At 39.9% G+C, this 22,516-nt stretch carries 25 protein-coding genes, 1 tRNA gene and 1 pseudogene; 7 read left to right on the top strand and 20 right to left on the bottom strand.

Features of this window, described 5'->3' with window-relative positions; translation table 11 throughout:
- Window positions 1–6 precede the first annotated feature (6 nt).
- Window positions 7–762, top strand: coding sequence for a 3-deoxy-manno-octulosonate cytidylyltransferase (gene kdsB / locus GM698_RS02220; protein ID WP_176812311.1), 756 nt, complete (start codon window positions 7–9; stop codon window positions 760–762).
- 72 nt (window positions 763–834) lie between these two features.
- Here the strand turns inward: kdsB and GM698_RS02215 are convergent, their stop codons facing one another.
- From GM698_RS02215 to GM698_RS02205, 3 genes are read right to left on the bottom strand one after another with little or no spacing between them, the layout of a single operon-like run.
- The gene (locus tag GM698_RS02215; RefSeq protein ID WP_209289592.1) at window positions 835–1,002 is read right to left on the bottom strand and encodes a Trm112 family protein; all 168 of its coding nucleotides are present in this window, start codon (window positions 1,000–1,002) and stop codon (window positions 835–837) included.
- A 1-nt stretch (window position 1,003) separates the two neighbouring features.
- Window positions 1,004–1,981 carry a tetraacyldisaccharide 4'-kinase gene (gene lpxK / locus GM698_RS02210; protein ID WP_209289591.1) on the bottom strand — a complete coding sequence of 326 codons (978 nt, stop codon included), beginning with the start codon at window positions 1,979–1,981 and terminating at the stop codon, window positions 1,004–1,006.
- Window positions 1,982–1,986: 5 nt separating this feature from the next.
- Entirely contained in the window at window positions 1,987–2,388 is a 402-nt protein-coding gene (locus GM698_RS02205; RefSeq protein ID WP_176808017.1) for a helix-turn-helix domain-containing protein, read from the bottom strand.
- Between the two features lie 145 nt (window positions 2,389–2,533).
- On the opposite strand from GM698_RS02205, the gene GM698_RS02200 reads away from it, so the two are divergent.
- Both GM698_RS02200 and GM698_RS02195 read left to right on the top strand, forming a co-directional pair.
- Window positions 2,534–2,902: a DUF805 domain-containing protein gene (locus GM698_RS02200; RefSeq protein WP_176808018.1), complete on the top strand. Its 369-nt coding sequence runs from the start codon at window positions 2,534–2,536 to the stop codon at window positions 2,900–2,902.
- Window positions 2,903–2,932: 30 nt separating this feature from the next.
- Window positions 2,933–3,073, top strand: a pseudogene (locus GM698_RS02195) (hypothetical protein); the annotation flags it as partial.
- A gap of 81 nt (window positions 3,074–3,154) precedes the next feature.
- On the opposite strand, the gene GM698_RS02190 reads toward GM698_RS02195, so the two are convergent.
- From GM698_RS02190 to clpP, 3 genes are read right to left on the bottom strand one after another with little or no spacing between them, the layout of a single operon-like run.
- Window positions 3,155–3,901: a Fic family protein gene (locus GM698_RS02190; protein ID WP_176809703.1), complete on the bottom strand. Its 747-nt coding sequence runs from the start codon at window positions 3,899–3,901 to the stop codon at window positions 3,155–3,157.
- Between the two features lie 38 nt (window positions 3,902–3,939).
- Complete coding sequence (gene clpX / locus GM698_RS02185; protein ID WP_176808020.1) at window positions 3,940–5,187, bottom strand: ATP-dependent protease ATP-binding subunit ClpX; 1,248 nt, start codon at window positions 5,185–5,187, stop codon at window positions 3,940–3,942.
- Window positions 5,187–5,780, bottom strand: coding sequence for an ATP-dependent Clp endopeptidase proteolytic subunit ClpP (gene clpP / locus GM698_RS02180; RefSeq protein WP_159629253.1), 594 nt, complete (start codon window positions 5,778–5,780; stop codon window positions 5,187–5,189). Before clpP ends, clpX begins: the two co-directional genes overlap by 1 nt.
- A gap of 114 nt (window positions 5,781–5,894) precedes the next feature.
- On the opposite strand from clpP, the gene GM698_RS02175 reads away from it, so the two are divergent.
- Window positions 5,895–6,272: a SufE family protein gene (locus GM698_RS02175; RefSeq protein WP_176808021.1), complete on the top strand. Its 378-nt coding sequence runs from the start codon at window positions 5,895–5,897 to the stop codon at window positions 6,270–6,272.
- A 45-nt stretch (window positions 6,273–6,317) separates the two neighbouring features.
- On the opposite strand, the gene GM698_RS02170 is transcribed toward GM698_RS02175, so the two are convergent.
- The 6 genes from GM698_RS02170 to trpE all read right to left on the bottom strand — a co-directional run bounded on the left by GM698_RS02170 (window position 6,318) and on the right by trpE (window position 11,125).
- A tRNA-Asp gene (locus GM698_RS02170) sits at window positions 6,318–6,394 on the bottom strand.
- A gap of 87 nt (window positions 6,395–6,481) precedes the next feature.
- Window positions 6,482–7,234, bottom strand: a complete 753-nt coding sequence (locus GM698_RS02165) for a class I SAM-dependent methyltransferase (RefSeq protein ID WP_209289770.1) — start codon at window positions 7,232–7,234, stop codon at window positions 6,482–6,484.
- An 8-nt stretch (window positions 7,235–7,242) separates the two neighbouring features.
- Window positions 7,243–7,851 carry a glutathione S-transferase gene (locus tag GM698_RS02160; protein WP_176808022.1) on the bottom strand — a complete coding sequence of 203 codons (609 nt, stop codon included), beginning with the start codon at window positions 7,849–7,851 and terminating at the stop codon, window positions 7,243–7,245.
- 18 nt (window positions 7,852–7,869) lie between these two features.
- Window positions 7,870–8,871 carry an anthranilate phosphoribosyltransferase gene (gene trpD / locus GM698_RS02155; RefSeq protein WP_176809707.1) on the bottom strand — a complete coding sequence of 334 codons (1,002 nt, stop codon included), beginning with the start codon at window positions 8,869–8,871 and terminating at the stop codon, window positions 7,870–7,872.
- Between the two features lie 64 nt (window positions 8,872–8,935).
- Window positions 8,936–9,547, bottom strand: coding sequence for an aminodeoxychorismate/anthranilate synthase component II (locus GM698_RS02150; RefSeq protein WP_159629258.1), 612 nt, complete (start codon window positions 9,545–9,547; stop codon window positions 8,936–8,938).
- Between the two features lie 9 nt (window positions 9,548–9,556).
- Window positions 9,557–11,125: an anthranilate synthase component I gene (trpE, locus tag GM698_RS02145; protein WP_209289590.1), complete on the bottom strand. Its 1,569-nt coding sequence runs from the start codon at window positions 11,123–11,125 to the stop codon at window positions 9,557–9,559.
- Window positions 11,126–11,281: 156 nt separating this feature from the next.
- Between trpE and GM698_RS02140 the strand changes: the two genes are divergently transcribed.
- The 3 genes from GM698_RS02140 (at window position 11,282) to GM698_RS02130 (ending at window position 14,965) form a co-directional block, all read left to right on the top strand.
- Window positions 11,282–11,899 carry an L-threonylcarbamoyladenylate synthase gene (locus tag GM698_RS02140; RefSeq protein WP_159629260.1) on the top strand — a complete coding sequence of 206 codons (618 nt, stop codon included), beginning with the start codon at window positions 11,282–11,284 and terminating at the stop codon, window positions 11,897–11,899.
- Between the two features lie 71 nt (window positions 11,900–11,970).
- Window positions 11,971–13,062, top strand: coding sequence for a 23S rRNA pseudouridine(2605) synthase RluB (gene rluB, locus GM698_RS02135; RefSeq protein ID WP_176808025.1), 1,092 nt, complete (start codon window positions 11,971–11,973; stop codon window positions 13,060–13,062).
- 133 nt (window positions 13,063–13,195) lie between these two features.
- Window positions 13,196–14,965 carry an SLC13 family permease gene (locus GM698_RS02130; RefSeq protein ID WP_176809710.1) on the top strand — a complete coding sequence of 590 codons (1,770 nt, stop codon included), beginning with the start codon at window positions 13,196–13,198 and terminating at the stop codon, window positions 14,963–14,965.
- A gap of 65 nt (window positions 14,966–15,030) precedes the next feature.
- Here GM698_RS02130 and lolE read toward each other — a convergent pair whose 3' ends face one another.
- From lolE to prfA, 8 genes are all read right to left on the bottom strand, one after another.
- On the bottom strand, window positions 15,031–16,296 hold the full coding sequence (gene lolE / locus GM698_RS02125) for a lipoprotein-releasing ABC transporter permease subunit LolE (RefSeq protein WP_176808027.1): 1,266 nt from the start codon (window positions 16,294–16,296) through the stop codon (window positions 15,031–15,033).
- On the bottom strand, window positions 16,293–16,976 hold the full coding sequence (gene lolD, locus GM698_RS02120) for a lipoprotein-releasing ABC transporter ATP-binding protein LolD (protein ID WP_176808028.1): 684 nt from the start codon (window positions 16,974–16,976) through the stop codon (window positions 16,293–16,295). The genes lolE and lolD overlap by 4 nt, the downstream gene beginning before the upstream one ends.
- 15 nt (window positions 16,977–16,991) lie before the next feature.
- A complete protein-coding gene (locus GM698_RS02115) occupies window positions 16,992–18,164 on the bottom strand; it encodes a lipoprotein-releasing ABC transporter permease subunit (RefSeq protein WP_209289589.1) in 1,173 nt (390 codons plus the stop codon).
- 219 nt (window positions 18,165–18,383) lie between these two features.
- Window positions 18,384–19,238 carry a 3-deoxy-8-phosphooctulonate synthase gene (gene kdsA / locus GM698_RS02110; protein WP_176809712.1) on the bottom strand — a complete coding sequence of 285 codons (855 nt, stop codon included), beginning with the start codon at window positions 19,236–19,238 and terminating at the stop codon, window positions 18,384–18,386.
- A 10-nt stretch (window positions 19,239–19,248) separates the two neighbouring features.
- Entirely contained in the window at window positions 19,249–19,602 is a 354-nt protein-coding gene (locus tag GM698_RS02105; protein WP_209289588.1) for a Fic family protein, read from the bottom strand.
- 37 nt (window positions 19,603–19,639) lie between these two features.
- Entirely contained in the window at window positions 19,640–20,506 is an 867-nt protein-coding gene (locus tag GM698_RS02100) for a SirB1 family protein (RefSeq protein ID WP_176808032.1), read from the bottom strand.
- A gap of 9 nt (window positions 20,507–20,515) precedes the next feature.
- Window positions 20,516–21,382 carry a peptide chain release factor N(5)-glutamine methyltransferase gene (gene prmC, locus GM698_RS02095; protein WP_209289587.1) on the bottom strand — a complete coding sequence of 289 codons (867 nt, stop codon included), beginning with the start codon at window positions 21,380–21,382 and terminating at the stop codon, window positions 20,516–20,518.
- A 16-nt stretch (window positions 21,383–21,398) separates the two neighbouring features.
- Complete coding sequence (gene prfA / locus GM698_RS02090; protein ID WP_176808034.1) at window positions 21,399–22,481, bottom strand: peptide chain release factor 1; 1,083 nt, start codon at window positions 22,479–22,481, stop codon at window positions 21,399–21,401.
- Between the last annotated feature and the right edge of the window lie 35 nt (window positions 22,482–22,516).

The following is a 22,516-nucleotide window of genomic DNA, read 5'->3' as shown; positions in this document are numbered from 1 at the left end:
AGAATTATGAAATTTACCGTAATTATTCCAGCCCGTTACGCCTCTAGCCGCTTACCTGGCAAACCATTATTGGATATTGCTGGCAAGCCAATGATTCAACGCGTGTGGGAAAAGGCTCAACAAGCAGGAGCAAGTCGTGTAATTATTGCCACAGATCATCCCGAAATTGAAGCTACTGCAAAAGCCTTTGGGGCTGAAGTTTGTATGACTTCAGACAAACATCATTCAGGCACAGAGCGTTTGGCGGAAGTAATTGAAAAAATGCAGATTGCGGATAATGAAATCATCGTCAATATTCAAGGCGATGAGCCGTTAGTTCCCCCCGTGATTGTTGAGCAAGTCGCTCGCAATTTAGATGCTTATCAAGTTAATATGGCAACCCTTGGTGTGAAGCTAGAAACCTGCGAGGAATTATTCAACCCTAATGTAGTAAAGGCTGTATCAGATAAAAATGGTATGGCACTCTATTTTTCTCGTGCTGCTATCCCATTTGCCCGAGATAGTTTTCCTGATTGTGATGATGCTTTTGTGGTCACTTATGGCTACTTACGCCATATTGGTATTTACGCTTACCGTGCAGGTTTTGTGAAACAATATGTTTCTTGGCAGCCCACGGCGTTGGAACAGCTTGAATCGTTAGAACAGTTGCGTGCGTTATGGTATGGCGAGAAAATTCACCTCGAATTAGCCATTGAGGCACCACAAGTAGGCGTAGATACGCCAGACGATTTGGAAAAAGTGCGAGCCATTTTTGCTTCTTAATATGATAGCAAGCGGCTTAATTTTTACGTTTTTTTGTAAATGTTGAAAAACAGGGCTGATATAACATCAGCCCTATTTTTGTAAAGATTTTCCTGCCTCAGGGAGTAATTCAGGAATGCCATTTTTAATCGGGTAAGCAATATTGAGCTTACGGTTGATTAATTGGTTGCTCTCTTTGTCCCATTCTAATTTTTCATTAGAGATAGGGCAGACAAGGCTACGGAGTAGGTTTTCATTCATTTTATTTTCCTAGTTTTTGTAGAATGGGAGCTAATAAACAAGCGGTCGAATTTTCCGAAAATGTTGCAGAAACAGGCACATACCACCAATTTTCTTGCGCAAACGCTTTACATTTTACGGCATCTTTTTCGGTCATAAATAATGGCGTTCGGTTATCGGCTAATTCTAGAAGTTGAGCTTTATCAAAGGTTTGATGATCGGCAAAAGCGTGTGTTTTAGCAAGCTCAATACCTAATTTTTCCAACATTGTAAAAAAGCGAGGAGGGTGCCCGATACCCGCAATCGCAACACAATGCTGTTTAAATTCGTTTAAAGGTTTGTGTTCATTGGTAAGCAGATTAATGGCATCAGAGGGTTCAAGTGTCATTAAATGCTCATTTGGTTTGGCTTGCCCACCATTACAGATTATTGCATCAACTGATTTTAAACGATGCGGCAGCTCACGCAAACCACCTGCAGGTAACACGAAATTGTTGCCAAAACGCCTTACTCCATCAACTACCACCCATTCCATATCACGCCGCAGTGCATAATGCTGTAAACCATCATCGGTAATAATGATGTCTAGTTCAAACTGATTTAACAGCAATTCAATGCTTTGTTGACGATTTGGCGAAATGGCCAATGGTACATTTGTACGTTGCACAATTAATACAGGCTCATCACCTACCATTTCAGCTGAGCTTTGGTGAGTAACTAATTGCGGAAATTTTTTCACTTTACCGCCATAGCCGCGAGAAATCACACCAACGTTCACGCCACGAGCTTGTAATTGCTGCACTAACCAAATTACCACAGGGGTTTTACCGTTTCCGCCCACAGAAATATTTCCCACCACCAACACAGGCACAGGTGAGTGGTACGATTGCAAAATATTCCAAGAATATAACCGCTTGCGAACGTGGCTAATCAACCAAAAGATCAGCGAAAATGGCGAAAGCAGCCAAGTAATAAGGGATTTTGTTTGCCAGATTTTCATATTATTTATTTTTTTAGTGTTTCAACTAAATCTCGCAATAAGGCTAATTCACGTTTTTGGTTTTCAATGATTTCTTCTTTGTGGGCTAATAATTCATCTTTGTGAGAAATAATTAATTTTAAATTTTCAGTATATTCATTTCCATTTCCCAATGAAACAAAAGAATGAGTGAGATTATTAGCTGAGTGATTGATATAAATTTTACCTTCTTCCCCATAAGCTAACAATTCACAAATATCCATATTAAAGACTTCTGCAATTTGCTCTATTCTTGGTAGATTAGAAATAGTCTCACCACGTTCAATTTTTGCATATCCTTTGGTTGTCATACTTAATTTTTGAGCCATTTCTTCTTGTGTCCAATGATTATTTTCTCGCAATAATTTGATTTTTTCGTGTACTTTCATATGGTGCCTATAAAGTGTGGGGGTTATGGGTATTATGTCGGGTGGTAAGGGGTAAATGCTGTGGATTGTAACATTTCTTAGCCTAAATTAGAATCTTCAACGGTTTTTAACCATTAATTTAATTTTTTAACTTAAGGAAACGATTATGAATTGGTATCTTGATGTACTTAAAAAATATGCAACATTCTCCGGCAGAGCAAGACGAAAAGAATATTGGATGTTCTCATTATTTAATGTTATTTTCGCATCCGTATGCGGCTTTCTAGATGGACTTCTTGGTTTTATTAGTTATGAAACAGGTCTAGGTATTCTTGGCTCACTTTATATCTTAGCTACATTTTTACCAAGCCTTGCCGTATTGGTTAGACGGTTGCACGATACAGATCGTAGCGGATGGTGGGTATTAATAGGCATTATTCCTCTTATAGGTGCAATTGTTTTATTAGTCTTTGCTTGTTTAGATAGTAAAGTTGGTGAAAATAGATTTGGTCCAAATCCTAAGGAATTATCATGATAAGATTTTTACTTACTTCTATTTAATAAGTTTCCATATTTGAGAAAGCATAAACTCTGGGACAATCATTTTTGGTCGAGAGGTTACTGCGAGGACACCGTAGGTGTCAATGCAGAGAAAATATGTGAAATTGAATTAGAAGATAAACAATCAAGGTTATCGGATATGTAAAAATTCGGTTTCTAATAATTCGAATTTTAATTGCCCCTTCTTGGGGGCTGAAACAAAGCCACCTTCTATGAAGGTGGATTTTTACTTAAGCCCACTTAAAGTTTCCAAAATCATCTCCAACATAAACTCAATAAAGCCGGTAGAATCATTTTGGCTGTCTGCGAGTGAAAGCATTTGATAATAACGTTGTTGATTTTCGTAAACCATTGTTTCAATCGGCAACCACGCAAAAATCGGATTCCATTTGGTTAAAACAACATTTTGCCAAAGTCTGCCAATTCTACCGTTTCCATCGCTAAACGGATGGATCATTTCAATTTCATAGTGAATAATCGAGCTTTTGATAAGAGCTGGCGTATCATCTTGTTTTGCCCAAATAAAAAGCTCACGCACTAAATTCTCTACAAATTGTGGGCGAGCGCCTATATGGATTAGCTGCCCATTTGAATTATAGATTCCTACATCTTTTGAGCGAAATTCACCTGCTTCATTAACTAAATTTGCTGTTAAAAATTGATGAGCCTTGAGAAAATCTTTGATCGAATAAGGATCGTAATTCATCATTTCATCGTAGGCATCATAGGAATTTTGAACTTCCCTAATATCTTTGGGGTGTCCGAGTACTCGTTTTCCCTCAATAATATCAGTAACCTGCTCAAGTGTTAATGAATTGGCTTCAATCGCTAATGAGGCTTGAATGGATCTCAAGCGGTTATTCTTTCTCAGGTGCAAGTTACGCTCAAAATGTAGCCTTCCCAGTTTATGGGAAATTTCTACAACGAGATTGAGCATTTTTGTGGTTACCGTAAAAAGGGGTTTATAAGCCATTTTGCAAAAATCCTAAAAAATCTAACCGCTTGTTGAGTTTACTCTACCTTTGGCTTGTCGCCATTTTCCACACAACCTTTGCCGATAGTGACTTTTTTCGCATTTAAGGTTGGGAGATCGTACATTGTCTCGAGCAGTAAGTTTTCCACAATGGAGCGTAAACCACGTGCACCCGTTTTACGGGCAATGGCTTTGCCTGCAATGGCGATTAATGCTTCTTTAGTAAAGTGCAATTCAACGCCCTCCATTTGGAATAAGGCTTGATATTGCTTGATGATCGCATTTTTCGGCTCGGTTAAGATTTGGATCAGAGCTTCTTCGTCCAACTCTTGTAGTGGCGTCACTACAGGTAAACGACCGATCAATTCAGGAATTAAGCCGAATTTCACCAAATCTTCTGGTTCAACTTGTTTGAATAATTCCGTTAAATCTTGGCGTTCTTTATCTTTTTTCAATGCCGCACCGAAGCCAATTCCGCCTTGGGTATTGGTGCGAGATTCCACAATTTTATCTAAGCCTGCAAAGGCACCGCCACAAATAAATAAGATTTTTGACGTATCAACTGGAATAGTTTCGCCTTTGGGGTGTTTGCGTCCGCCTTGTGGGTTGATGTTTGCCACCGTGCCTTCAAGAAGTTTTAATAAGGCTTGTTGAACGCCTTCGCCTGAAACATCTCGGGTAATTGAAGCACTTTCCGATTTGCGGGTGATTTTGTCTATTTCATCAATAAAAACGATGCCTCGCTCAGCTTGTTCTGCTTCAAAATCGCATTTCATTAACAGTTTTTGGATAACGTTTTCTACATCTTCGCCTACATAACCAGCTTGGGTGAGTGTGGTTGCATCAGCCACCGCAAATGGCACATTTAAACGGCGAGCAAGCGTTTCTGCGAGCAGGGTTTTACCGCTTCCTGTTGGTCCGATGAGTAAAATGTTACTTTTACCTAACTCTACGCCATTTGTGATTTCATGGTTTGATAAGGCACTTCTTAAGCGTTTGTAATGATTGTAAACCGCTACAGAAAGCACTTTTTTAGCGTGTTCTTGCCCAATGACATAATCATCTAAATGTTGATGTAATTCGTGTGGCGTTGGTACATTGGTAAAAAAGTTCGCATCATCTTCTTGGTTTTCCTCAATTAAAGATGCTTCTTCACCACGCAATAATGCGTAAGACGCCTCAACACATTCATTACAAATATGGCTTTCTGTGCCTTCAACTAACTGATCGACTTCCGTGCGTTTTTTACCGCAAAAACTGCAATGGGGTTCTTTTTCAAATGCCATTATGCCACCTCGCTGCGAGAGGTTAATACTTTGTCGATTAAGCCATATTCAGCGGCTTCTTCAGCAGACATAAAATTATCACGTTCAGTATCCGCTAACACTTTTTCATAATCTTGCCCGCTGTGTTCTGCCATACGGCGGGTAAGCGTTGCTTTTAAGCGTAAAATTTCTTCTGCTTGGATTTGAATATCGGTTGCTTGCCCTCTAGCACCGCCTAAAGGTTGATGAATCATTATACGAGCGTGTGGAAGAGCAAAACGTTTACCTTTTGTTCCAGCAGAGAGTAAAAACGCTCCCATTGAGGCAGCCTGTCCTGTACAAAGCGTTGCTACATCGGGCTTGATAAAGTTCATTGTGTCGTAAATCGCAAGCCCTGCTGTTACCACACCACCTGGTGAGTTAATATATAAATAAATATCTTTTTCTGGATCTTCTGCTTCTAAAAAGAGCAACTGAGCCACAATTAAATTCGCCATCTGGTCTTCAACTTGACCGTTTAAAAAAATAATACGCTCTTTCAATAAACGTGAATAAATGTCGTAAGAACGTTCACCTTTTGAGGTTTGTTCTACCACCATTGGGACTAATGCCATTATTATTTCCTCTATCGTAATACGAAAAACACCCTATTCTAACAAATTTTCAGAAAATCATTAACAACAAGCGGTCAGATTGTTAAAATCTTTTGCAAATTTATTGAGGATACTATGACATTATCAGACATTTATCAAAAATTTGAACATTGCAAATCGTGGGAAGAAAGATACCGCTTGTTAATTCAACTCAGCCGTGAGCTTCCCAAACCAAGCGAAGCAGAGCTCGCTGCGTTGCCCGAAATTGAAGGCTGTGAAAGCCGATTATGGTTTGAATTTCAGCTTGAACCAAGAAAGGTGATCGCCTACAGCGATGCCAGACTAATGCAGGGGATTTTGATGATTGTGCAAACTGCGTTAATGGAAAAGTCGATGGATGAATTGAAAAGTTTCGATTTAAAAGCGATGTTCGATGAATTGAAAATTTCCCCTAATTTGACCAGTACGAGATTGAATGGTTTGGGTAGATTGCAAACATTAATCACGGCGTGATAGACAAGAAAAAAAACCTCTGATTTCTCAGAGGTTTAAATTTAGTGGCGGAACGGACGGGACTCGAACCCGCGACCCCCTGCGTGACAGGCAGGTATTCTAACCAGCTGAACTACCGCTCCGTACTGGTGCGTGAATGATAGTGCTTTCGCTTAAATTAAGCAAATATTTTTTGGCAAAAAATAATCAAATGATTGCAAAATAAACACTTAAGCGTTGGTTGCTTTTACAAAAAGCAGGGGAGGGCGGTGCTGCAAATCTTTAAATTCATTGTGCCATTCAGGTTTTTCTGTAAGCATTGGCTCTTCAATTTGCTCAATACGAAATCCACCTTGAATCAGACCATTCAAAATGGTTGCCATTGTACGGTGGTAGGTTTTAAATGATTGTTGAAACCAGCTGCGATCTCGCTCACCTTCGTCTCGATAATAATTTAACCGATATGCAACTTGTTGTTTTGCTTCATTTTTCTCCCAACGGTAGCCCTCTTTGTAGCAAGTCACAATCGGATGTTCTTGTGAGAAAACCAGTGTGCTACAAGCGGTCATTTTTGCCGAAATTTTTGCAAGTAAGTCGGGAAAGTTCTCAATATAGTGGAACGCAAAGGAGCTTGTTATGACATCAAAATCGCTTTCTGCGATCTCATTTAAACGCTCCATCGGCAAGCAGTAGAGCGAAAAATCTTGCCCTTTTTTCCAACGAGCGGAAAGATCCGTTTCTGCTTGTTGCAGCATTAATGCTGAAAGATCCAACCCGACCACTTTTTTCGCCCCTAGTTCTAAATAGCGAGTCAAATGCACGCCAGTGCCGCAGCCGAGATCCAGCACTTTTTTGCCTGTTAAATCAGGTAAGAGTGAAAACATAATAGGCTTTTCCACTACTTCATTTATGCTAATTGGATTTTGGCGGAGTTGTTGGTATCGCTCGAAAAAAATCGGGGTGTCGTAAATGCTTTTTTTTATTAGTATTCCTAACTTTGCAACCATATTTTTAACTCGGGTAACGTTAATAAACGGCGTTGGTAAGCCAGAGATTTTTCGCTGAAATAGCGATGCAAGCTGTAGGTTTCAATGCGTAATGCGATAGGCACAAAAAAGGCATCAACAGCGGTGAACTGCTCGCCTGCTAAAAAGTTGCCTGCAAAACGGTTCAATCCCTCTTGCCATAAGGCATCAAGACGAGCAAGTTCGTGGACTAATTCGTCAGGAATATCAGCTAACGTGATGCGATCAAGCGGTCGAAAATCACAAATTTCTCGTAATACGTGAAAGCCAGAGTGCATTTCCGCACACGCACTTCGGCTCCACGCTCGTGCAGTCTTATCTTCTGCCCAAACTTGTGGGTAGCTTTCTGCCACATATTCGGTAATGGCTAAACTGTCCCAAATGGTATGGTCGTTATCCACCAAAACAGGGATTTTTGCGGTGGGAGAAAACTGCTGAAATTGTTGACGTTGTGCGTTTAAATTAGATTGGTAGCGGACGATTTTTGGCTCAAACGGAATATTCAGTGTTTTGAGCAAAATCCAAACTCTGAGCGACCACGACGATTTCGGCGGATTAAAGTAGAGTTGTAGCATAGGTTTCCTTAATGGTGACTAAGCGTTATATTGAGACAATTTCACCAACGTTTCAAACGCTTTTTCGCTAGCGAGTGTTTCTTTTACTTTTTGTACGTTGGCTTTTAAATCGTTTTCGCCGAATGTCTTCATAAGTAAAGCAACATTTACGGCTACCGCATCAATTTGGGCTGGTTCGCCTTTGCCTTGTAAGATAGCGGTCACTTTTTTCGCATTTTCTGCAGGTTCACCCCCTTTCAGTGCGTCTAAAGCGTGGCGTTTAATACCAAAATCTTCGGGGGTTAATGTGTAGTATTCAATCTGCCCATTTTGGATTTCAGCAACCTGCGTGTTGCCGTGAACTGCAACTTCATCCAAGCCTGCTCCGTGTACTACAATAGTATGAGTGTAGTTTAAGGCTTTGGCCGCTTCAGCATAGATTTCGATTAACTCGGGAGAATAAACCCCAAGTAGTTGGCGTTTTGCATAAGCCGGGTTTACTAAAGGCCCGAGAATATTGAATAGGGTACGCGTTTTTAACGCTTGGCGAACTGGAGCAGCATATTTAAAACCGCCGTGGTAGGTAGGGGCGAATAAAAAACAGATATTGGTTTCATCAAGGGCAAGGCGAGCAGTTTCTGGTGAAATGCCAATATGAATACCTAAATGGCTTAATACATCGCTGGAGCCCGTTTTACTGGATACGCTACGGTTGCCGTGTTTAGCCATTTTATAGCCCATTGTGGCGGCAACAATCGCACTTGTGGTTGAAATATTGATAGTGTTATGTCCATCGCCACCTGTGCCGACAATATCTGCAAATGGATAATTGGGCGTTGGGAAAGGGGCCGCATTTTTAAGGGCTGCTTTGGCTGCCCCTACAATTTCTGCAACTGTCTCACCGCGTAATTTTAAGGCAATTAACGCACCAGCAAGTTGTTCGTTAGACACATTACCTTTAATCACTTGATTAAAAAAAGTATTAGATTCCGTTTCAGTTAAGGCTTGGTTGGAGAATAATTTATCTAAAAGTGCTTGCATACGGTATTCCTTTTTAACTTGTTTATTTTCTGGCAATGTGCTTGATATTCCAGGGCGGCTTGTCTTAGTCTAAGTAAGACTCAGCAGTTTTCGGGTTATTTTTTAATAGCCATTCAACGGATTGTTTTAATAATTTTGTGCCTTGTACGGTTAAAATAGATTCAGGGTGGAACTGAAAGCCACAAATTGGTAATGTTTTATGACGAATTGCCATAACAATATGTTCAAATTTCGCATTAACGACAAACTCATCAGGTAATTCATCGCCCATTAATGAGTGGTAACGTGCTACGGACATTGGGGTGTGGATGCCTGCAAACATCGCTTGATTATCGTGTTCAATGCGAGATACTTTGCCGTGTAGAACCGTTCCTGTATGTATTACTTTTCCGCCAAAGGCTTCGATCAATGCTTGATGCCCTAAACAGATACCAATCATCGGTACTTTGTCTTTCAGATGGCGAATAATTTCTAGCATATTCCCTGCTTCAGCAGGGGTACCTGGACCAGGAGAAAGTGCCACCAAACAGTTTGGGGTATTTTGTGCTTTGGCTAAGAAATCCTCAAGTGGATAGTTGTTACGGAAAATAGTTACTTGATGACCCAACTCACGGAATTGATCGACCAAGTTATAAGTAAAAGAGTCGAAATTATCAATAAAAAGAATATTTGCCATAGTTTATCCTTACGCTTTTGTATTCGTTTTTGTATTTACTTGCCCAATCGCTTTTAACACTGCTCGTGCTTTATGGCGTGTTTCGTCTGCTTCTGCTTGTGGGTCGGAATCTAATACTTCGCCACAGCCAGCTTGTACATAAGCAATACGATTTTGAACAAAAGCAGAGCGGATCACAATACAGGTGTCTAAATTGCCCTCTGAGGTTAAATAACCTACTGCACCGCCGTAGCTATGACGTTTTTGCTGCTCTACTTGATAAATTAGCTGCATCGCTTTAATTTTAGGTGCACCAGTTAAAGTACCCATATTCATACAGGCTTGATAAGCGTGAAGTGCGTCTAAATCGTGACGAAGGGTACCGATTACACGTGAAACCAGGTGCATAATTTGCGAATAGCGGTCAATTTGCATTAAATCGACCACTCGGCGACTGCCCGATTCACTGACTCGCGCTACATCATTTCGAGCAAGATCGACTAACATTAAATGCTCGGCGAGCTCTTTTTGGTCTAAGCGAAGTTCAAGTTCTAAGCGAGAATCTAATTCAGGATCGATATTGCCTTGTTCATCAAAACCACGAGGGCGAGAGCCAGCGATGGGGTAGATCTCTAATTGGCGGTTGTTTTGCGAATATTTCAACGCACTTTCTGGCGAAGCACCAAACAGAGTGAAATTTTCCCCTTGCATATAGAACATATAAGGGCTTGGATTATTTATTTTAAGCTGTTTATAGCTAGCAAGTGTGTTTGGGCAAGGCAAACTAAAGCGACGAGATGGCACAATTTGAAATACATCACCGATGTTAATATGATGCTTGAGCTTGCGGATAATCGCTTTAAATTCCTCATCTTCAATATGAGTGGTAGACGCATCGCTTGCTTCTTCGATGTCTAATGAAAGTTCAGCTTCTGAAATAGTTGCAAGTTTTTGGGAAAATTCGACCGCTTGTTGATGGAGATTAGCTTGTTCGTTCGGTTCAAAACAGAAGGTATTTAATACAGCTTTTTGCGTTTGGTGATCGATTGTGACGAGCTGTTCGGCTAAATAGAAACTGTAGTCAGGGCAGCTTAGCCCATCATCTTGTAAGTGGATATTATCCATCGGGATAAAATTTGCCACTAAATCGTAACTAAATAACCCTCCTAAATAGATTGGCGATGGGGCGTTTGCAAACAGTCGGCTTACGGTACGTAAGCCATCGAAAACGGTGGTGGTTTTGAGTTTACTGTCTTCGTCTAAATGGTTACTGATAGTGGGAAAGACTGCTTGCAAGCGGTTATTTTTTTCTAACATTTTACAAGTGGGCGCTGGCGAGAGTTGGTTTAATGCTTTTTCAATCAATGGTAATACCGACTCACCGTTTTTGGTTAATGCCTGAAAGGTAACATATTGATCTTCACAAAAAATATGCACAGCGGATTTAGCAAACAACAGGCTTTTTAAACTGTTTTTACTCTGAATTTCAGCGGAGTCTAGTAATAATGTATGTGGGCGATCTTCACATAAGGCATAATAAATGCAGGTTGTATCTGAAAAATAAGGGAGCTCTTTTTGAGTAATAGTTAAGTAAGACATTGATAATTCCTATAGAAAATCTATTTGCACTATTAAACTAGTACAAAAAAGATAAGTCAAGCAATTATTATAGATATTTATAGAGCTTCAAGCATATTGGTGTATAATTAGCCCAATTTTTTATAAAGCTTTTTGTAAAGCAAAGACTTGGAGACTATGACGCAATTTTTTTATATTCACCCTGATAATCCGCAGCAACGCTTAATTAATCAAGCGGTGGATATTATTAAAAATGGTGGTGTAATTGTTTACCCAACTGATTCAGGTTACGCCTTAGGTTGTGCAATCGGGGATAAGCACGCGATGGATAGAATTGTAGCTATTCGTAAATTGCCAGAAAATCATAATTTTACTTTAGTTTGTAGTGATTTATCTGAGCTTTCTATCTATGCGTTAGTGAATAACCAAGCCTATCGTCTCATTAAAAATAATACACCAAATCCCTACACATTTATTTTGCCAGCAACCAAAGAGCTGCCACGCCGACTGCTCACAAAACGTAAAACAGTGGGGATTCGTGTGCCAAATAATGCGATTGCATTAGCCTTAATTGCAACATTAGGCGAGCCGATTCTTTCTTGCTCATTAATGTTACCTGATACTGAAATAACCGAGTCTGACCCTGATGATATTCGTGAACAATTAGAACATCGTGTTGATTTAATTATTCACGGTGGCTACTTAGGGCAGCAACCTACAACCGTGATTGACTTAACAGACAATTCACCCGCAGTAATTCGAGAAGGCTCGGGCGATCCGACGCCTTTTAATTAATCATTTCGCCCCCTCTAAAAAGGGAGAGCAATAAAAATTCAGACGCTTGTGAAAGCGACAAAAGGAACTTTATGACAACTTTTCAAAAGAAACCAACCAACACATTCCGCACAGAGAAAAATGCGGATACTCGCTCTTTTTTTAAAAAAGGTGAACCAAAATCAAATAATAACGCTGAACGTAAATTTGGAAAAAAAACAGATCAGCTACAAGGAAAGCCGCAACGCTCAAACGCTCATCTCTTAAACTCTAGAGTTGCAAAAAAAGTCGTAAAAACGACCGCTAGCGATGCTAGCCTTCAAGAGAAAAAAGCGAAAGTGGTGGGTGAAAAACTGCAAAAAGTATTAGCACGAGCAGGTCAAGGGTCTCGCCGTGAATTGGAAGAAATCATTGCAAATGGACGTGTGAGTGTAGACGGAAAAATGGCAACATTAGGCGATCGTGTGCAGGTAAATTCATCTACTAAAATTCGTATTGATGGGCATTTAATTAACTTGCAGCCAGCTCAAAAAGAAATTTGCCGAGTGTTGATGTATTACAAACCAGAGGGTGAGTTATGTACACGCTCAGATCCAGAAGGTCGAGCAACGGTATTCGACCGCTTACCTCGCTTAACCGGTGCACGTTGGATTGCGGTAGGGCGTTTAGATATTAACACCTCAGGCTTATTACTTTTTACGACAGATGGTGAGTTAGCAAACCGTTTAATGCACCCAAGCCGTGAGGTGGAGCGTGAATATTCTGTGCGTGTATTTGGCAATATTGATGATGCAATGTTACAACGGTTACGCAAAGGTGTTCAGTTAGAAGATGGTCCAGCAAACTTTAAACAAATAAAAACCGTTGGTGGTACAGGGTTAAACCAATGGTTTGATGTGACGTTAACCGAAGGGCGTAATCGAGAGGTTCGCCGTTTATGGGAATCACAAGGTGTGGAAGTAAGTCGCCTAATACGTATTCGCTACGGTAATATCAAATTAGATAAAGGTTTACCACGTGGTGGTTGGGAAGAAATGGGGCTTGAGCAAGTGAACTATTTGCGTGAATTAGTCGGATTGCCTGCTGAAACGGAAACGAAAGTTGATGTCACTGCAAATCGCCGTCGTACTAATATTAGGCAAATTCGTAAGGCTGTTAAGCAACATCAGAAATATCGTAGTTAATTGATGAGAAAATAGAGAGCTGATTATAGTTGTGTAATCAGCTCTTTTTGTATTTTTAAGTTAAATTTAGAGACAAACACAGAGCCTTAATTTATTATTGCTACCCGAATTATAGTTAAAATTGGAGTAAAAAATGTCTTTGGATATACTGGCAACACTCGCAGTAACATTTATTGCGGTGTTTTTATTTGCAACCGAAAAAATTCGTATGGATGCAGTTGCCATTTTAGTATTATCTTCTTTGGTTCTATTAGGACAAGTTGATGCGAAATCAGCGTTAAGTGGATTTTCAAATTCCGCAACAGTGACTGTTACTGCAATGTTTGTGTTGGCGGCTGGCTTACAAAACAGCGGAGCACTAGATAGCATAGGTAGTTTTCTGTCAAAGGTTAAAACGCCTTGGGTCTTTATTTTAGTTTTATGCGGGGTGAATGCAGCTATTTCTCCTTTTGTAAATAATACCGCGGTAGTTGCAGTATTAATTCCGATTGTGATTGCTGCGACTCAAAATATTAATTTAGCCCCTTCCAAAGCATTAATCCCTTTATCGTTTGCCTCTCAAATGGCAGGTGTTTGTACTCTTATTGGAACATCAACTAACTTATTAGTAAACTCTATTGCACAGAGTCAAGGGCATTCTGGCTTCGGTATGTTTGAGTTTGCTCCTTTAGGTATTATTTTCTTCCTAGTGGGTGTCGTTTATTTACTATTTACGAGCCGTTTCTTACTACCTGAATCTCATTTACAGCTTGAAGAAGGTGTAGGATTTGGCAAATATGTATCTGAATTAAGGGTCAATAAAAATTCACCATTAATTGGTAAAAGTTTAGCAGAATTAGGCTTAACAGAAGAATTTAGCTTATTTGCTGTTGGATTGTTGCGTAATGGTACACGCCTCTCTACTCCGAGCCATCAAGTGCTACAAAAACATGATATCTTATTGCTGCGTGGAGAGTCCGATGATTTAGCGAGAGTGCGTGAAAAATATAGCTTACATCATGTTGTTTATGGTCGCCGTGATATTCCTGAAGAAGAGTTTGATGATTTAATGATGGTAGAAGTGATGATTTCGCCAACTTCACGTTGGGCAGGTGGAACAATTCCAATTTTACAGCAACGTTGGAATAAAGATGCTACTGTATTAGGTTTACAGCGTCGCAGCCGAGTTGTTAGAGAGCGTTTACGTGGCATTAGTCTTAAAATGGGTGATATTTTGTTATTAACCTTACCTAAAGAAGATATGGAGGATTTACGTAAAGATAAAGATTTTATTGTACTCTCTTCTGGTGAGTTTAAAGCTGAAGAATCTTTGCGTGCTAAATTTGCCTTGTGGGTGATGATGGGTGTCGTTGCTACAGCTGCATTAGGTATTGTTCCTATTGCTATAAGTGCTTTAGTTGGTGCAGTTATAATGTGTTTATCTGGCTGTTTAACGGCAGATGAAGCTTACCAATCAATTGATTGGAAAATTATTTTAGTGATTGCTGGTTTACTGCCTTTAGGTGAGGCAATGGCAAATAGTGGTGCGGCACAATTTATTGTAGATAATACACTTGGCAAAGTAGGGCATTTTGGTCCATTAGCGGTGCTTGCCGTACTTTACTTAATGACGTCTATATTAACAGAATTTATGAGCAACGCTGGAACCGCTGTATTACTGACTCCGATTGCTATCTCAACGGCTCAAATGTTAGGTGTTGATGCATCGCCATTTATTATTGCTGTAATGTTCGCAGCAGCAACTAGCTTTATGACCCCTGTAGGCTATCAAACCAATACAATGGTTTATGGTGCAGGGGGCTATAAATTTACGGATTTCATTAAGATTGGATTACCGTTAAATATTATATTCTGGATTTTAGGGATTATTTTCATCCCAGTCTTCTTCCCATTTAACCCCTAAGTAAAAATAAATCGGCTAATCAATGATTTCCCCAAAAAATTAGCCGATTTATTATTTCAATGAGATTAATGGCCACTTAATACCTTCGCTGGTTCTAATTTCGTGGCTCGCTGAGCGGGATAAAGACTAGCCAAAAGACTTAAGATAATAGTGGCGACTAATACATAGCCCACATCTTGCCAATGTAACTCGCTTGGTAAGAAATCAACAAAATAAACTCCGTCTGAAAGTAGTTTTATTCCCAGAAAGCCTTCAATAACTTTAATAATAGCGGTCAAATTTAGTGATAAAATGACGCCTAAAGCAATTCCAAATAATGCTCCTTTCATACCTGAAAGCAAACCATACCATAAGAATATACGGCGAATAAAGCGATTGTTTGCCCCTAATGTTCGTAAAATAGCGATATCGCTTTGTTTATCTTTTACCGCCATAATCAATGTGGAAATAATATTAAAACAAGCTACGCTAATGACAAGTACCATTGCGATATACATTACAGTACGAACTAGTTGAATATCGTTATACATATAGCCGAATTTTTCTATCCAAGTATTCAGATAAAGTGGTTGCGGATAGCCATTAAGCTGTGGCATAACAAGGCTTTGCACAGCAAATGGATTGCTCAAATTTATTTCGATACCTGAAATTTGATTCGGTGGGTACCCCATCAACTCTTGGGCTTTATTTAAAGGAATTAAGGCATAACTATGATCTAATTGCCCATCTAAGCGTAGCATACCTGTTATAGGCATATTAAAACGCAATGGCTGATTTAGTTTCCCATCTTTTGTTGATTGGGGAATAAGCAGGCTAACCTCATCGCCTACGGTGACGCCTAAAGCTTTTGCAATACCTGCCCCTAGAATTAACCCATCGTCATTCGCTTTAAATTGTTCTCTGAAAGCTCGCCATTGTTCTAATGGAATAAATTGGCTGAGTTTACTGACCCTATCTTGCTTATATGGATCAACCCCACGCACTTGTGCGATTTTTAGCTGTGAGCCGTTTTCAATTAAGGCGGTAAAGCTGACAAAAGGGGAGCTAGCGGTCACATTTTCCGATTTTTTTACCAATGCCTCTAGTTTTTGGCTATCGGCAATTGGCTGAACTTGATTGTCCCGAAACGAAATCAATTCTGCGTGAGGTACAACTGAAAGTACTCGGTTGTTTAGTTCTCGCTCAAAACCGTTCATTGCACTTAGACCAATAATTAACACCGTCACTCCCAGTGCAATGCCAATGCTTGAAAACAGCGAAATCAATGAAACCAGTCTATTTTTTTGCTTTCCCCGTTGATAACGCCAGCTAATAAAAAAGGGCGTATTCATAGGCTTTCCTCGCTTAACACCCCATCTCGCATCACAAGATTGCGTGAGAGTTTATTTGCAAGGTTCAAATCGTGTGTAACCAATAAAAATGCAATATTTTGCTCTTGGTTAAGTTGTTGAATCAGCTCAAAAATACTTTCTGTGGTTTTTTGATCTAAATTGCCTGTAGGCTCATCAGCAAGTACTAAGGCGGGATTATTGACTAACGCACGAGCTATTGCCACTCGTTGTCGTTCCCCCCCTGACAATGCAGAAGGGCGATGTGCGATTCGATGAGCTAATCCGACCGCTTGTAACATTTTTTCAGCTCGATGTGCCGCCTCCGTTCTGTTTTGTTTACCGATTAACATCGGCATCATTACATTTTCGAGAGCGGAAAAATCTGCCATTAAGTGATGAAATTGATAAATAAAGCCTAGGTTTTGGTTACGAAGTAAGGCTAATTTATCAGTGCTCAACTGCTGTAATGATTGCCCTCGTATCCAAACTTCGCCACTGCTTGGCTGATCTAGCCCGCCAAGTGTGTGTAATAAGGTACTTTTGCCAGAACCTGAGCTACCAATAATGGCTATTAATTCACCTTCGTTCATTGAAAATGAAACATTATTTAGCACTTGAACTTTCTGTTCGCCTTCATCATAAAATTTGCTGATATTTTCACAGCGAAGTAATTCTGTCATTTTATTTCCGTTTATTTATTCGTATCTTAATGCTTGTGCAGGCTCAATTTTTGAAGCACTATACGCGGGGTAAATTGTACAAAGCAATGAAAGTAAAATTGAAACGCCTACAATCATCGCAATTTGTGTGCTTGAAATCAGGGTTGGTAAATGGATTTCAGGGTTGAATAGAAAAATAATCTGATCTAAGTTAGAAACTACTGATACGCCCAATAAACCACCCATAATCGAACCAATAACCCCAATAATTACCCCTTGAAACATAAAAATCTGCATAACTTGTTTTTTAGTTAAACCTTGGGTTTGTAAAATGGCAATTTCGCCTTGTTTGTCCACCACCATTAAGCTTAAGGAAGTGACAATATTTGAAATAGCCACCACAATAATCAGGCTAATCAATAAGCTCATCATATTTTTTTCCATTTTTACCGCTTGGAAAAATTCACCTTTTTGCTCACGCCAATCACTGATCTGGTAGCGTCTTTCATCGAAATAGCGACTAAGTTCAGTGACTTGGAAAGGATCTTGCAGATATAAACGTACGCCTTGTACCTGATCTTCTGTCATCCTCAGTAAACGCCCAACATCGGCTAAATTTGCAAATAGGGTAAATTCACTGGCTTCTTGATTAGAATGATAAATGCCTGAAATCTCAAATAAACGCTGCACAGGCACACGCCCCATTGGCGTATATTGGCTATTTTCTGTGATCATTAAACGCAATTTATCGCCTTCGTTTACGTTCAGTTTATCAGCTAGTCGAGAACCCACTAATACTTTAAATTTGCCAGCAGGCAAAAGCTGAGAAATATTTTTGTCTGCCAATAAAGGATTATCGGTAGTATGTTCAACACCAATGAGTTGTCCCGTATTAATTCCCCCAGTACTTTGAATGACCACATTTGTACTGTTGATTAGTACGCTCTGAGTAACAAATTCAGGTAATGTCAGTTTTTCTGCTTTGGAAAAATGTCCTTCCTGAGGGGTAATAATGGCGTGGGGTAAGGCGGAAAGCAGGTTGTTTTTCTGCATATTTTCCAGCCCATTCATAATGGATAATACAATAACCAGTGCCATTACGCCAAGTACTATGCCAAGACTCGCGAGATGAGTCACTAATCGCCCAAAACGATCTGCACTTTTCGATCTAAAGTAACGGAAAGCAATAAAAAGAGGAGTTAAATTCATCTGTTTCTTCTAAAAATATATGTGATACAAGCGGTCTTTTTTTGAGAAAAATTTGCAAATCTCTGATAAAAAATGACCGCTTGTTATCCTATTTGTATTATTTACCTTAGCTAGCGAAACCTCTCCATATTTTGTGTAATCTGATTGATTAGCACCGTTAGAGCATCGCTCATTCAAATTAGGTTAAGAAACGTAGCACGGTATTTAATACGCAGAGAGTTATTTTGAAGTATCGATTTCTTCAAATCCCTTAACCAAATCATCAATCGCTTTCATTTGAGAAACAAATGCTTCTAATGTTGAAAGCGGTAATGCTGACGGGCCATCGCATTTTGCTGAATTTGGATCTGGGTGAGCTTCTAGGAAAAGCCCTGCTAAGCCAACAGCCATACCCGAGCGAGCAAGTTCAGTTACTTGGTCTCTACGACCGCCTGAAGCAGCCCCGAATGGATCTCGGCATTGTAAAGAGTGGGTAACATCAAAAATGACAGGGCAACCTTTGGAGGCTTTTTTCATAATCCCGAAACCTAGCATATCAACAACTAAGTTGTCGTAGCCAAAATTTGTACCACGATCACAAAGAATGACTTGATCGTTGCCACATTCAGCAATTTTCTCCACAATATTGCCCATTTGACCTGGACTTAAAAATTGAGGTTTTTTTACATTAATCACGGCCCCTGTGCGAGCCATTGCCTCTACTAAATCTGTTTGGCGAGCTAAAAATGCAGGTAGCTGAATCACATCAACCACTTCCGAGACAGGTTTACATTGGTAAATTTCGTGTACATCAGTAATAATATTCACACCAAAAGTCTGCTTTAGCTCTTGGAAGATCTTTAAGCCTTCTTCCATTCCTGGCCCACGATAAGAGTGGATGGAAGAACGATTCGCTTTATCGAATGATGCTTTAAATACATAAGGCACGTTGAGCTTATTCGTTACTTCAACATATTGTTCACATACTCTAAGTGCCATATCACGATTTTCTAGTACGTTCATACCACCAAATAGCGTAAATGGCTTGTTATTTGCCACTTCAATATTACCAATTTTTACGATTTTATCTGTCATAGATTTTTCCTTATTTGATAAATTCTAATCTGTCAAAAATGATTTTTTCAAACAATGTGTTATCCACATAAAGTGAAGAACGCTCCGATGCTCTAATCATCTCTTGCTGAGTTACATTTTGAAAATGTAAGCGATAGTTAAATTTTAATGCGAATTGAATAATAAACTCTCGTTGAGTTCGCCCATTGCCCTCTCTGAAAGCATGAAAAATATTGATTTCACCGAGATAATAAGCCAATGTCTTTGCAAAAGTTGCTTTATCATAATGTTCAAAATCATCTAATTTGTCATCAGATGTTGCCCCAAGTTTATTACGCAAAACACCGTTTTTATCAGTGTAACGGTCGAATTCCGCATATTTCATATATGCTCCGCTTCAACTCATCAAAACTCATTTCATATCAATGCACCACACTCTCTTGGCTTTTTTGCTCTAAGCCTTTTACTTCCATTTTTAAAATTTCGGTAGAAGGATCTTCTGGGCATTGGTCAATGAAATAATTAATATCTTCTAATGCGGCTTGGTAGCAATCCATACTGGCTAATACCATTCCACGATCGCGAATTTCATATGGATCTTCAGGACTACAGGCAAGGCGGTATTCAATTAATCGCAAGGTTTCTTCATATTTTCCCTCACGAGTGAGTGCCATTTTAAACACCGTTTCAACCCGCTCAAGCAATTCTTGTGCTTCTGCTCGTCTTAATAGATCTGGGGTTACTTCTACGCCAAAGCCCATTTCGCCTTCAAGCCATTTGTTAAGCATTTCAATGCTGATAAACTCACCATTCCACGGATTAATAAAACGCACTTTAGTTGCTCGGTTTGGTTGTTTAATTTCTGCTCTTATCACTAATTGAGTTGGAAAATTTACTGGATAAAGCGGTAAATCTAATACAGACGCTAAATAAAGTACCACCGCCCCTAATGAAACTGGCATTCCACGACGCTTTTTGAGCACCTGATTGAGCAATAAATTTTCTGTGTGGAAATAATCCTCATAGTAGCAATGAAAGCCCCACTCTTTATAGACCAAATTGAGCAGCTGATTAATCCGCTCTTCGTCCCCTTCGCCATTTACGTTGTAGCGCGCTTTTTTCGTTAATGCGGACATCTGTCCAAATATTCGCTGCTCGTTTACATTATCATCAATAAGCTTCGTTAGCCGTAAGATTTCACGATAGAGATATTTTTGTAATTCTATATCGCTTATCGTGATTTTGGGCTCTGCCAACTCTTTCAATAATTCTTCAATAATATCGTCCATTTACTGCCTTTATTTTAGGATTGCTTGGGTTACTCTATCATTACCGCCGTAATCTTGAGCGGTTTCAATCGCTTCCCACACATTCAAATCAAATAAATTTCTTACTTGCTCGCCCTGCTGCCAACCGTGTTCAAGCATTAATGCCCCTTGTGGTTTTAAGTAAAGCGGTGCATTTTTAATAATGTTTTGCAAATCGCTCAAACCATTATTATCGGCAACTAATGCGGTTAAAGGTTCAAAACGCACATCGCCCACCGTTAAATTTTCATCTTCCGCATCAATGTATGGTGGGTTAGAGACAATCAAATCAAACCGTTGATTGGCAAGGGCAGAGAACCAATCGCTTTGCAAAAACTGCACATTGCTAAAGCCTAAATTTTCACGATTTTCTTCCGCCAATTTCACCGCTTCAGCTTGAAAATCCACCCCGATAATCTGGGCTTTTTCACCCAGTTCACTCGCTAACGCCAAGGCAATCGCCCCCGTTCCCGTGCCTAAATCTAAAATTTGCAAATTTTTCTGATTTTCTAACCGCTTGTAGGCAAAATCTAAAGCCAGCTCAACCAGACGTTCTGTATCAGGACGGGGGATGAGCGTTGAGGTTGAAACCTTTAACGGTAAAGACCAAAATTCTCGCTGCCCTAAAATATACGCCATTGGCTCGCCTTTCACTCGGCGAGCCAATTTCTCCGCTAATTCCACTAATTCACTTTCTGAAAGCATTGTTTCCGAAAAGGCGAAAATCGCAGATTTCGAGCGTTTTGTGACCGCTTGCAGCAGTAAGTTTGCATCAAATTTCGCATTTAAAAACGGATCGCTTTCTGCATTTTTAAGAAGTTGCTGTTCGGCGAAAGAAAGCCATTGTTGGTAGTTCATTTGCTCATTTTCAACATCACGCGTTTTCCGACAACGCCGCTAGCTGATCCGCTTGATATTCCGTAATAATTGGCTGAATCAATTCATCAATTTTTCCGTTCATTACTTCATCTAAACGGTAAACAGTTAAGTTGATGCGGTGGTCGGTGACACGCCCTTGTGGGTAGTTGTAAGTACGGATTTTGTCCGAACGGTCGCCCGAGCCAAGTAAGTTGCGGCGAGTGTCTGCCTGTTCTGCCGCTTGGCGTTCTTGTTCCACTTGTACAATGCGAGAAGCAAGCACGGCTAAGGCTTTCGCTTTGTTTTTGTGTTGTGAACGTTCGTCTTGGCACTCCACCACAATGCCGGTTGGAATGTGGGTGATACGCACCGCAGAGTCGGTAGTATTAACGTGCTGGCCACCTGCACCCGATGAACGGTAAGTGTCAATGCGTAAGTCAGATGGATTAATTTCTGGCATTTCGCTTTCGGGTAATTCTGGCATTACTGCGACAGTACAAGCGGAGGTGTGAATACGCCCTTGCGATTCGGTTTTTGGCACACGTTGAACGCGGTGTCCGCCCGACTCAAATTTAAGCTGTCCATATACGCCTTCGCCACTAATTTTAACGATGATCTCTTTGTATCCACCTTGCTCGCTTTCGTTGGCAGACATTTCTTCAATTCTCCAACGTTTGTTCTCACAATAGCGACTGTACATACGATATAAATCGCCTGCGAAAATCCCTGCTTCATCGCCACCTGTACCAGCACGAATTTCAAGGAAAGCGTTGTATTCATCATTCGGATCTTTAGGCAATAATAGAATTTGTAAATGTTGCTCAAGGTTTTCAATTTCTGCTTTGTTTTCGGCAATTTCTTCTGCTGCCATCTCTTTCATATCGGGGTCGTCTAACAATAATTGAGCGTCTTCAATATCATTGTTTAGCTTTTTCCAATGGTTAAAAGTGCCAACTACTTCTTCTAATTGGGAATATTCTTTGGAATAAGCACGGAATTTTTCTTGATCGGAAATCACCGAGGCATCACCTAAAAGTGCCTGTAACTCTTCGTGACGTTCGCTTAAACTTTCTAATTTATTGATAATAGAATCTTTCATTGAAAATATCTCTTTACTAGCGAAAATATTTCGCT

It is taken from the genome of Mannheimia sp. ZY171111 (assembly GCF_017750945.1).
Lineage (GTDB): Bacteria > Pseudomonadota > Gammaproteobacteria > Enterobacterales > Pasteurellaceae > Mannheimia > Mannheimia pernigra.
Note: the sequence above shows the minus strand (reverse complement) of the source record. Positions and strands in the feature narration are given on the sequence as shown.